Raw genomic sequence first — 11,734 nt, forward strand, 5'->3', positions numbered from 1 at the left:
TGATTCCAAGCCACAGCCATAGCCACTGAGGCCAGTGTGGTGGCCAGTTTCAGGCCAGGTCATTCACCATCTCTGGCCAGTACCCGCACCGGACCGATCAGGCCAGCGGGTCTCAGCGGGGCATCTGCCTCGTAGGTTGGAGTCACGGTAAACGCGATTTTCTCGGCTTCCGGCTGGGCGTCTCCGATCAGGCGGTTAACCCAGCGGTTCGCCACGCGAACTTTTAACTGGTTTTCGCCTATTTTCACAGTTGAACTGATGTCGATCCGGAAAGGCTTGTGCCACAAAGTTCCCACCTTTTGTCCATTGATCCAGACTTCAGCCAGGTCGCCAACATCTCCCAGATCAAGCAAGGTCGCAGAACCGGATGTGTACGTCGCCGGTAACTCAATTGCCGTCGTGTACGAAGCGACTCCGGAAAAATAACGGATGCCCGGCACCTCGTTTTCGTTGAGCGGGGACAGCGTATCCATTTCGGTGGAGGAAGGAGCGCCGCGACCCGGCTGGAACTGTATCGACCACGGTCCAGACACCGATAGCACAGGCTTGTAATCCGGCTCCGGGATTGTACGTGAGGCGTTCCTGGTGTCCTCAAGGAAGGTTACGAAGTAGGATTCCTCGGCGTCGAACTTGAGTGGAACGATCGTCTCCCCATCCCCGATTCGATATGAAGCGGGAGTAATCTCACCGCTGTCCGCACGCCAGATCTGTGCTGCCTTGCCCGTCACGCGAAAGTGTGCTTCAACGGATTCCGGGCGATTCTTGCGGTTGCTGACAAAATAGATGTCACCGTGCCCCAGTTTGCGATGAAGGAAAGGCAACTCGGTGTCGGCATCTCCACCGCTGAACTCTACATCGGGCCTAACACCGATGCTGGACAGGACGTCCTCGACATTTCCTTGTACAAAAACCCGTCCCTTGCCAACACGGGTGACCGCATCTCCGGGCCACAGGCGCGCAGCGAGTTTCTGGTACTCCGCCCGGTCGTCGGTCAGGTCGGGTGAAGCGACTGGCGCGTTGCCGACGATGGTCGCCCCCTCCTCCACCAGCTGGGACAAGCGGCGTAACACGGGCAGGGTCATGTGCTGGCTTGTACCACCGAGGTACAAGGCGGCGTAACTTGCCCCGGTGTCGGTCACCAGCCTGCCATCCCTGACCTCAAGCAGATTCAATAGCGCTGGGGGATTGATGAAGTCATAGCCATAGTGCTCCGGAACATCCTTGAGATAGCCATTCCAGACCAGTTCGCCCAGCGGTGCTTCCTCGCCGTAAAAGTAAGCCACATCCGCGACAAACCTCCCCTGCTGTAGCAGGAAGCTGCTGCGCGCGATGTAATCCATCCAGGGCCGGGCCATCTCGGCCCAGGCGATATGCCGGTTGAAGAACTGGCCGATATGTCTCAGTGACAGCCCGGGCTGTTTGTCGTCCAGCGGCTGGTGCACCGAGGAGTGAATAACCACCCGATTGATTCCCTGCAGGAACTCGAGGTCGACGACCCTGCGCAAGTCGGCGGGCACATGATCCCAGGGATGCCGCGTAGACGTCATGGACTCGGCGGCCGCGAGGTTCTGCCCATACAGGTGGGCAACGGATGCCGCACCCCGCATATCCGCAATGTACAAGGGCTTGGCGCCATCCTCGCGGTTATAGGACCATACTGCGGACATGGGGTAGTCCGTATACCGGCGCATGTCCATATCATCACCCAGCGACGGCCGCCACCCCTCCAGCGCTTCGCCATAAACCTTGAGTTCGTTCTCGTGGGCGACCTTGGCGATGGTGCCATAGTGCTCGGAGGCGTGCAGGTCGGCAATGGTGCGCCGGAAATCGTAGAGGAACCTGTCGCTCTGCTCGCGGGAGCCGATAACTTCGCCGGTCAGGGTAGGCAGCCAGGGCAGCGCGCTGTAGCCGCGCAGGCGCTGGAATTGATCGAGCATGGCCGGCGTCCAGTTGAACGCTCCAACCTCGGTGCTGTCAGTGAGGATAGCGCTGATTCCCCGCTTTCCTACCAGGTCGTCACCTACCGCATCGCGATAATTCTGCAGGTAAGTCTCCAGGTACCTGCGCACGGCGCCGGCGTCTAGCTTGTCGACTTCCAGCCCGGTGGCCTCGGGCACCGCGGGATGATTGGTCTTACCCAGCAGCGAGTACCCGAGGCGCAGGATCTTCCAGTGGCCGGCCGGGGGAGTCCAGTACAGTGAGCCATCGGGCTGCAACTGCGAAGTCAGATCTAACACCGCGTCCGGCTTCACCGGGAGGTCTGGAGCTGTCAGCGGGGTCAAAGCGGGCTGCAGTGCATAATAATCGGGGGCGACCGTAAATCCTGCCTTGGCTTCATACTGGTGTACGCGCACATCGGGCGAAAGATGCAGTTCGCTCAGCGCCATGGTCTTGCCGCCCTCCATGTAGGCGGCGATTGCATCCATATAGCGCGCATCGAAGCCCGGTGCCGAATCCCCGCTATTGCTCAATTCTCCCGCTACCTGCGTCAGTACGACACGGAATTTTTGCCCTGTCACTTCTTCAAAGGCGATCGTGGTAGGCACCGTGCTCAATTGAAAACTGCCAACAGTTTGCCAGGCACCCTCCCGGCCCAGCATCTCGAGTTCTGCGGTGTATTTGGGGCCGGAATAAATGTCCGCCTGGCCGGGAAGGAAAAGGGTCGCGGAGCGGAAGGTTTGCTCGCTGGCGAAATCGATGTCGAGTTGGGTGGGCGACTCTGCCGTTGGCTTGGGAATGTCGACGCCGTCGCGGAATTTGTTGTCGGTGAGTACGGACGAGTTCAGGCCAGTGCCATCGGCCAGGGCAATCGACACCTGCCCCGGAACTACGGGCTCCTGCGCCCGGTATGCGAGCACGGCGACATCCGCATAGAAAACCGGGTCGGCACTCTTGGGCGTGGGGTTCAGGTCCTTGGGGGGAGCCAGGTCCTGGTAGGGGCCTGTAGTGGTCGGGGGTTTTGCGAGCACGCTGTCAAACGCCTTGCCCCCCTCCACATACGTCTCGCTCCAGACTAGCTTTTTCATGCCGTCCCGGGGCTTTACCCAGGGACCGCCGGTCTCGCTCCAGCCTGGCGATGCGGCAATCCCGAACTCGAGGCCGAGTTGGTCGGCGAGTGAAACGCTGTAGCGATAAACTTCTTTCCATTCGCCTGACATATAGGGAATCGGCTTATCGACGATCGATGGTACTGCAAAGTTGACGTCGAAGTTGGTGAGGCCGCCGATGCCGGAGCGCTGCATCCACTCCAGGTCCTTGCGAATACCCTCAGCGGTGATGTTGCCATTCAACCAATGCCACCAGACGCGTGGGCGTGCAACATTGGGTGGTTCTTCGAACCCCTGCTCGAGCGTGAGCGCATCGCTTGCTGAAATCGCCGGCGCAGAAAACGTACCCGATCCACCGACCACCAGCGCCATGACCAGGAAAGTGATTCTCTTGAAGTTTGTATCGACCATACTCATCACCGGTAATCTGTACGTTTCAGGAGTTATTCGTTGCGGGGGATTCAGGTACTTGCAGCATTAACTGCCTTCCCCCATGCTAGTGCCGGCTTTTACAATGGCACCGCATGTGCGTTTTTGCTGTGCCGGGTGCTGTGGACTCACGTGTAATAATCGGGCGGCCCAATGGAAGAAATACTGCTGACTCATTCCCAACTTGCCGTGGCACTGGCAGGCTTTGCATGCGTCGTCGCCGCGTTTCAAAGGCCGCTGTCACCAGTGCAGCGTCATCGTTTCCTGACCATACTATTCGCATCGTTATTGCAGATCATGGGTTGCCTCGTGCCCGTCTGGCTACACGCCATTCGCGAAACGGGCCCGCTGTTCTGGAGCGTCGTCTCGGGAGTGCAACTCGGGTTTTCAGTGTTGTTATGGGCTGTACTTGTATACCCTCTCCGGAAACTTGGAAAGTCCGGCATTATCGCCCTGAATATGCCCGTCACGGTCACTGTTTACTTCCTGGCTGTCTCGACCATGGGTGTACTGGTCGTCAATACCTTCATGTCCTCGATTGCCGGGTTTGCCCTGTATTATTCCTCGCTCCTGGGTAGCCTGGCCCTGATCTTCCTGGTCTTCGCGGATGTCGCCACGCGCTCCGACTAGGTGAGCAAGCGCAACGGCTGTCGGTCAAAAGCCGCTTTGACTCGGCAGAAAAAGCGCACTGCCACCCATTCCGGGAGGCAGTGCGTTCAGGCTGAACGGGCGTGTAACCAACGTATGCTCAGAAGGTCTTGGTCAGCCCCAGTTTGTATACCCGCCCCAGCGTAAAACCCACATAGTTGAAGTTTTGCTGGCGACGGTATTCCGGCGGATCCTCATCAAAGACGTTGTCCACCACCAGGCGCAGCGACAAACCGCTGGTAAATCCTGATTCGGCGCTGAAATTGTATGAAGCGAAGAAGTTTGTCAGCAGAAAGCTGTCCTTGGAACTCTGGTTGACCGCTTCGGCCGGGTCAGCATCCGATTTGTCGGTATAGTTCAGCGTCAGCTTGGTGCGGATGTTATCCCTGGTCCAGCCGATGGAACCGGTCACCAGCAAGTCCGGATTGTACTTGAGCTGGTCTGATGAAAAGCCGTTTTTGGTGATATCGAACGATTCAGTGAAGGTACCCGATATTCCATAGGACATATCGCCAAATCCGGTCTCGTGATAATACTGGGCGCCGAAATCAAATCCTTTCAAGCGAGCGCTATCGGTGTTTGTCTGGCGCCGATCGACGATGACGCCCATGGTTGACGCGTCGAGATCGGTAAATTGATCGGCGTTTTCTACCTGGGAGATGAAGTAATCCAGTTCTTCCTGGGTCGGGCTGAAGATAATCTTGTCGGGGTTCTGCAGAACCGCCGTCGCGGAGGTGGGATCGACCGCACCCAGCAGATCAACGAAGTCGATATCGTAGTAGTTCAGGTTGAGTCGCAGGTTATCGACCGGGTACACGACGATGCCAGCCGCCCAGATTTCCGCCGATTGCGGTTTCAACTCGCCGCCAGCGCCCTCGAGGAGGAAAGAATCCACACGGGCGGGATCGGTCAGCTCGTTGTTGGGATCTGGTACGACGTTTGCCTGATTAGCATAAAAGCCGCCTGTCGCGGTGGCCAGACTGTCAAGCAGTGTCGGCGCATTGAATGATTGCCCCCATTTACCATAGATTTCTATCCAGGATGCAGGCCTCCATGAAGCACCGAGACTGGGGTTGGTAGTGCTACCGAAGTCGCTGTAGTCGTCATAGCGCGCGGACACTGACAGGTCCAGCGACTCGAGTACCGGGATCGACAATTCAGCGTAGGCAGAAGTCAGGTCCCGATTGGCGCTGTTCCAGCCGAGATCGTCAAGGCCACCAATCTCCGTGCTTCCGGTGTGCTTCTTGGCGTCATCCCGCATGTACTCCACACCCACCGCGGCGCGCATCGTACCGGCGGGAAGTTCTATCAACTCTCCGTCCGCGATGGTACGAAATAAAAACATTTCCTGTTCGGTCTCGTTGCCAAACTGCCAGTTCAGGATATCTGTCACAACCGCTGCATCCGCAGCTGCGACATTTAGAGGATCGAAAAGTCCCTCATCGACATAGGCAAGCATTTTCTGCCGATTCGAGTCCGGATTTACCACCTTGTTCTTTGAGAGTCCGTAATGCAGCGTGTTGCGCAACTGCCAACTGCTCTGCCCCAGCTTGATGATCAACTCAGGCGTAATACCCCAGGTCTCGATTTCGACTTCACGTTCACGTTGCTTGTAGGCGGCGTTGGGTGCGTAGGAAAAGCCGACTGCAGGTTGGTCGTACAAATCACCCGTTTGTGTGCCGACCACTCCCAGTTCGGTAGGTGTCGGTGAGTTTACCGAGTCGCCGAGGGGATAGCCTGCGTAGGTAGTCTTGCGATCCATGTAGTAGGCTTTCGCACTCAGCGTCATGTTGTCGCCGATGTCCTGGGAGACGGATCCGTACAGGTTATCCCGCTCCTGTTTCGGCAGTAACGACTCCGCGCCGTTGATGTCACAGGGGTCTCCCACCGGGAATACGCCAGTGCCCGGGGCCGCGGGATTGTCGGTCCAGATGTTGAGATCGTTACCGCCGACATTCCCTACCCAGAACCACCTTTTGACCGAGCCAGCAGGCTCCAGGCACTCGGTGCCACTGGGAGTCAAAACCGTACCGTCTTCGTTCCAGTTCCCGTAGGTCGCCCAGTCCCTGTCGCGGTTAAGGACTTCGCCACGGTCCGTGGTCGAGACGGAGATATAGCCATTGCCACCCTCCCAGGATGTACCCGCGATAAGGGCCGCCTGTCCGGCATCGTAGTCGTCGCCAATATCGTAACCGAGGTCGACCTTGACGCCGTCGTACTTGTCCAGTGTCACGAAGTTGATTACACCACCGACCGCGTCCGCGCCGTAAAGCGAGGAGCCGCCATCCGGCACGATATCGATGCGTTGAATGACGTTTGCGGGAATGACGTCTGCGTCCAGTGAGGATTCATTCACCCCCATGGGTGTCAGGCGATGGCTGTCGACCAGAACCAGCGTGGTCGAACCGGAGGCGGAGTTGATTCCCGGCAGGGCACGCAGGTTCGGCCGGTTCAGTGTGAGCCTGTCTGTCCCTCGCGGGTCCTGTTCCGGTCGCGCGTTGAAGAAGTTGGACACTTGCGGCACGGTAGCCAGCATCTCGTTGGTGGTCACCGCGCCAATTTCAGTGACCGCATCTTCGTCGATGCCTATCACCTGTGAGCCGGTCGGCTGGATGCCACGAATCAAGGTACCGGTAACGACGACTTCCTCGAGCATAAGGGTCTTCGAAGAATCCTGATCCTGGCCCAGCACTGAACCCGGTATCAGGGCCAGGGATGTCGTGCCGGCGGCCAGGTATTGTGTATATCTACGAACGGCTTCTCGCAAAGTATGAGTCATTATCGTTGTCCTTATGGTGTTTAAGGTTTTCTAGTCTTGAGATCAAGAATGCCGGTCTCCCTCTCAAGGGAAGACATTCGATAACCCGCTACTACATGCGCCCATGGCGTGCTGCCTTGCGCTGACGGCGGGGCTCGACTTGCTTCCGGAAATGGTCAGATCCACTGTTATTCGAATAGTCGATCGGCATGTTTGGACCAATTGGTTGGACCATATGGTCGGATAATAATTGCTGTCGCCAAACTTATCAATTCATATTTGAATCTGACCGCTTCTTCCGGGTCGTGCTTATTCGCTGCCCGCCTACGGGATGCCTGTTTGGATTTACCTGAACAACGGCCCGCTGCACACGCTGTACTCGAATCAGTCATTATGATTAACCTCTTGCCCCTTGGTCTGGAGCTTGATTACCCGCCTTGAAATCGCCGGAGCACAGTTCGCGGAGATGACCCGGCCCCAGTTCACTTACATCTGCCACGCCCAGAAGCGCGAGCCCCCGCTCGAGCTCGGATCGCAGTAGCTCGAGGGCCCTTTCCACTCCGGCCTGGCCGCCAGCCGCCAACCCATAGAGATAGGCCCGCCCGACCGAGCACGCATCGGCGCCGCGGCACAGCGCCTTGATGATATGGGTTCCGCGGCGAATACCGCCGTCCACAATCAGCTCCAGTCCGTCGCCGACTGCATTGCGCATGTCTTCCACGCAGTCGAACGGCGCCGGCGTCGAATCCAGCTGTCGCCCTCCATGGTTGGAAATCATCACGCCGGTCGCGCCAACATCCATGGCCCGCCTCGCATCCTGCGCCGATTGCAGCCCTTTGATCAGAAAGGGGCCATCCCACTGTTCCACCAGCCAGGCCACGTCGTCCCAGGTTACGCTGCGATCGAACTGGCTGTTGACGTAATCAATCAGTCCCATTGCACCGCCGCCGAGCGCATCCACCCGGTGTGCCACGTTGGCGAGGCGGAAGTCCGGATCGCGCAGCATGTTCAGCCACCAGTGGACACTGCGGGCATAGCTGAAGAAATTGGAGATACTGGTGATGCGCGGCGGCATGGTCATGCCGTTGACCAGGTCGCGCTCGCGGTTGCCCGCTACCATCGTATCCACGGTCAGGCACAGTGCGTGGTATCCGCTGGATTTACAGCGCTGCACGAATTCGCGCGTGAGTAACCGGTCCTTGAGGATGTATATCTGGAACATCTTGGGCCCCGCCGTCGCGGCCGCCACATCCTCGAGACTTGTGGTGGAGAGCGTCGACAGGCTGTAAAGCGTCCCGAACTTGTCCGCGGCGCGGCACGCGCCCAGTTCCTTCTCATGGTGGAACAGGCGCGACATTCCCGTGGGTGACAGGAAAAAAGGCAGGGCCAGTTCCCGTCCCATCACCGTCTTGCCCAACTTAACCTGCGAGATATCCCGCAAATAATTCGGCATCAACTCGCAATCGTCGAAGGCGTTGGTGTTGCGACGCAGCGTCCACTCGTCATCGGAGCCGCCGTCGATATAGTGGAACATCGGTGCGGGCAGCCTGGCCTTCGCCCGCCGCCGCAAATCCCCGATGTTGTAACACCCCTTCAGTGAAGGCATTTGTGCTCCTGTTTCAGTCAGGTACTTCAGTTCGCAAAGGAGAGGACACTCTCCCGCCAGAGCGCGCGATACTCCGCCAGGCCGTCGATCTGGACCGGTTCTATCCCCTGCATCGGTTCCAGCCGCGCGGGATGCTCCCAACGGGTGAGCATGGCGGTACCCTGGACAGTTCCCGTGAGGTCGGCCGAACACAGCAATTGCTGCGGTTCGCGCAGTTTGGCCAACAGGCCGCACAGTCCCGCGTTCTTCAGGAAGGCGCCGCCAATGACGATGTCGCCACTGGAACCCAGGAGTTCCAGCTGGTAATCCAGTACCAGCGCGCAATACAGGCTGGCGAGCGCCGCCGGCACAGTGTCCGGCGCCACGGCTCCCTGGATACGGCCGCGCCGCTGGCTGAAGGGACCGCTCCCGGCCTGCCAGGTCGGCAGGCACAGCAGGCCCGCGGCGATGATGGCCAGGATATCCGCGGTTGAGAATGGCGCGTCCGGGTCACCGCCGAGAAATTCGCAGATCGCCTGGTATTCACGGCCACCCATGAACCGGGAGCAGACAAACGGCCGACCGTAGACATCGACGTTTGCAAGCATGTCGCGCTCCGCGTCCAGCTTTTCCCGCCCCGCAGATGAGTCCATGACAATTGCCCAGGTACCCGTCGACACCACGCTGAAGGGGCGCTCCGGCATACCCCGGCGGTATCTAAGGTAACTGGCGTTGCTGTCGTGAACCCCGGCAATAACCGCGCAGTCCGGTGACAGGCCGGTTTGCGCCGCCACAGTGGCGGTTATCCGGCCGACGTTCTCCCACGCCGGTACCAGGCGGGGGAATTTTTGCGTCCAGCCGCGGGTGGTCACCAGCGAGGAGTACCCCTGTTCCCAGGGCGCCCAGAGGTCGGTATGACAGCCGAGTGAGCTGACCTCGCTCACCCGCTCGCCACACAGGCGCCACACCCAGTACTGTGGATACATCAATATGTCGGTTGCAGCGGCGAACTCCACCGGGAATCGCGCTTCCAGCCAGGCCAGTTGCCGGCCGAGGTTGAGACCGGCGGGCAGCTCCGGGGAGCCGGTTTCGGAAAAGTCGGGCCGCTCCTTCCGATAGGCCTCATCGATGCTTTCGATGCCGACAAATTCGTAATCCAGCACGGGGAGGATGAGACCATCCCCTCCCCGCTCCCGGTCCACCAGCGCAGCTGCCGCGCCATGGGTGGTCACCGCGATCGCAGTGATTGGAAATGTCCGGTTGAGCGATTCGAGGCTATCGAGCAGAAAGCGCCAGATAGCGTCGATCGCATAGTGCGGGTAGACACCTTCGGACTGCACCCTGTTGAGGGTCTCCCTTGAGGCGACCGAGTCGCCTGCGGCATCGATCACGTGAGCCTTGATATGGGTCTTGCCGATATCGAGAACAAAGCTGCAAGGGGACACAGGCCGACCTCACGCTGCAGCTTTGTCGCCGGACTCACTGCGGACGACCCACAGTATGGCGGCGGCAAAATAGACCAGAGTGGGCAGCCACAACCAGCGCCGGAACAGCTGCAGGTCGCCACCACCCAGGGCCCAGAGGGCCATCCCGATACAGGCGATCAGCGCAAGTAGCGCGAGGCCCCGGGACAGCCGGCGAAGTGGACCCGGCCGGTGCCGACCCGCTGCGCCCAACTCGCGAGCCTGTGCCAGGCAAGCCTGCTCCGCGGCCTGGCGCTCGGCTTCCGCCTGCGCGTCTCCCGATGCCTGCGGGTAGGCCTGGCGCGCCCCCATGGCGCCCGCCAGGACCAGGTAGGCCAGCGTCGCCGTGATCCACACGGGCACAAGCAGGAAGAACAGGTGCACGCCTGCCCGGTTCAGCCCGAAGGCCACCAGCAGTGCGATACCCCAGGACAGCACCGCCGGCAGGTTGGTGGACTGCCCCCGGTATTGCGACCAGTAACGGGTGTAGCCCAGGCGCGGGAAAAGCCAATGCTCGGCCACTATCACCGCCCCCACGGGCACCAGGATCAGACCCATCATGCCGACGAAATCCATCAGCCGGGAAAACACGAAGGGGAAACAGGCGATCACGGTGGTGACCGCCCCCACGACCGCTGTCACCACCTCGCGGTTCCAACTCGGTCGCAGCGACTGGAAGGCGAGACCGGCGCGGTAGATTGTCGGATTAGAGGTCGTCCAGCCGGCGATGATGACGGCCAGTATCCCGGCTGAACCCAGCGCCTCGTAGGCCACACCCCCGGCATCCAGTTCGGTAATGGATTTCCCCAGAACCAGCGCGGCCCCCGCACCCATGATCCCCGCACACACCCAGGCGAGGTAGTGGCCGATGAACATTCCGAACGCCGAGAAGTAACCGTATTCGTAGCGCCTTGCGTATCTCAGCACTGTCATGTCGGACAGGCCGCCGTGCATGGCGAGGTTACAAACCCAGGCGAAGGCAGCCACGTGCCAGGCGGAAAGCTCCGATTTGTCACCGCGCCAGATAAAGCGGTCCGCCACCTCGCCGAAGCCCGCATCGCCGCCGGCCGCAGCCTGCAGCAAGGGGTACATGGACAGCGCACCCGCAATGAACATCAGGATCATCCACGGCGCGCACACTTCGGCAAATTGCGCCACCCGCCGAAAGCCCTTGATGGCGATGGCGACGACCACGGCACCTACCGCCAGTGCCACCAGCACAAAGCGCCCGTCGGTGGGATACCAGTGCACCTGCGCCGGAATATCGAACAGGATGCGCACCGCCGAGGCGGATACGGTAATCATCGTACCGGCGAGGATGCAGAACAGGATGCCGTTGACCACGCTGTAAATGCGGATCGTGCCGGGACCGGCGATCCGCTTGAGATAGGCGTAAAGGGTCAGCCGCGTATCGACGGCTATCGGGGCGCACACGAAAGTCCAGGTCAATACCGCCAGCAGGTTGCCCCACAGCAGGCCCCAGAAAATGTCCGCAGTGCTAACCCCCCAGGTCACGAACATGGCACCGATGACGAACTCGGTACCGGCGACATGCTCACCGGCAAAACTCGCTGCGAAGTAGCGTGCTGGCTGGAGCTTGTCCGGCGTAACGGGGGAGGTTTCGAACTCGGTGATGTCGGACATCGGGGGCTCTCCGGCGCCTCGCATCGCGGACAGTGGTCGCAACGCTGATTATTTTTGTAGGTGATTTGGCTCGAATAGTAACCACAGCGATCAAATATCGCAACATCAACCATTAACAATCATTTGAATCTCGATAATCAGTCATTTACAATCATATGCG

Annotated in this window: 6 protein-coding genes; 1 reads left to right on the forward strand and 5 read right to left on the reverse strand. The window is 59.6% G+C overall.

Annotated features, from left to right (window positions below; genetic code table 11):
- Nucleotides 1-59 precede the first annotated feature (59 nt).
- Nucleotides 60-3,458: a glycosyl hydrolase gene (locus ACNKU3_RS07450; RefSeq protein WP_418258790.1), complete on the reverse strand. Its 3,399-nt coding sequence runs from the start codon at nt 3,456-3,458 to the stop codon at nt 60-62.
- Between the two features lie 171 nt (nt 3,459-3,629).
- On the opposite strand from ACNKU3_RS07450, the gene ACNKU3_RS07455 reads away from it, so the two are divergent.
- Nucleotides 3,630-4,106, forward strand: a complete 477-nt coding sequence (locus ACNKU3_RS07455; RefSeq protein WP_418258791.1) for a hypothetical protein — start codon at nt 3,630-3,632, stop codon at nt 4,104-4,106.
- Nucleotides 4,107-4,224: 118 nt separating this feature from the next.
- On the opposite strand, the gene ACNKU3_RS07460 is transcribed toward ACNKU3_RS07455, so the two are convergent.
- The 4 genes from ACNKU3_RS07460 to ACNKU3_RS07475 all read right to left on the reverse strand — a co-directional run bounded on the left by ACNKU3_RS07460 (nt 4,225) and on the right by ACNKU3_RS07475 (nt 11,574).
- On the reverse strand, nt 4,225-6,903 hold the full coding sequence (locus tag ACNKU3_RS07460; RefSeq protein ID WP_418258792.1) for a TonB-dependent receptor domain-containing protein: 2,679 nt from the start codon (nt 6,901-6,903) through the stop codon (nt 4,225-4,227).
- Nucleotides 6,904-7,279: 376 nt separating this feature from the next.
- Nucleotides 7,280-8,488 carry an alpha-hydroxy acid oxidase gene (locus tag ACNKU3_RS07465; protein ID WP_418258793.1) on the reverse strand — a complete coding sequence of 403 codons (1,209 nt, stop codon included), beginning with the start codon at nt 8,486-8,488 and terminating at the stop codon, nt 7,280-7,282.
- 26 nt (nt 8,489-8,514) lie between these two features.
- Nucleotides 8,515-9,912, reverse strand: coding sequence for an FGGY-family carbohydrate kinase (locus ACNKU3_RS07470; RefSeq protein WP_418258794.1), 1,398 nt, complete (start codon nt 9,910-9,912; stop codon nt 8,515-8,517).
- A 9-nt stretch (nt 9,913-9,921) separates the two neighbouring features.
- The gene (locus tag ACNKU3_RS07475; RefSeq protein WP_418258795.1) at nt 9,922-11,574 is read right to left on the reverse strand and encodes a hypothetical protein; all 1,653 of its coding nucleotides are present in this window, start codon (nt 11,572-11,574) and stop codon (nt 9,922-9,924) included.
- Between the last annotated feature and the right edge of the window lie 160 nt (nt 11,575-11,734).

The sequence above is a fragment of the Haliea sp. E17 genome (assembly GCF_048323675.1).
Classification (GTDB): domain Bacteria; phylum Pseudomonadota; class Gammaproteobacteria; order Pseudomonadales; family Halieaceae; genus Mangrovimicrobium.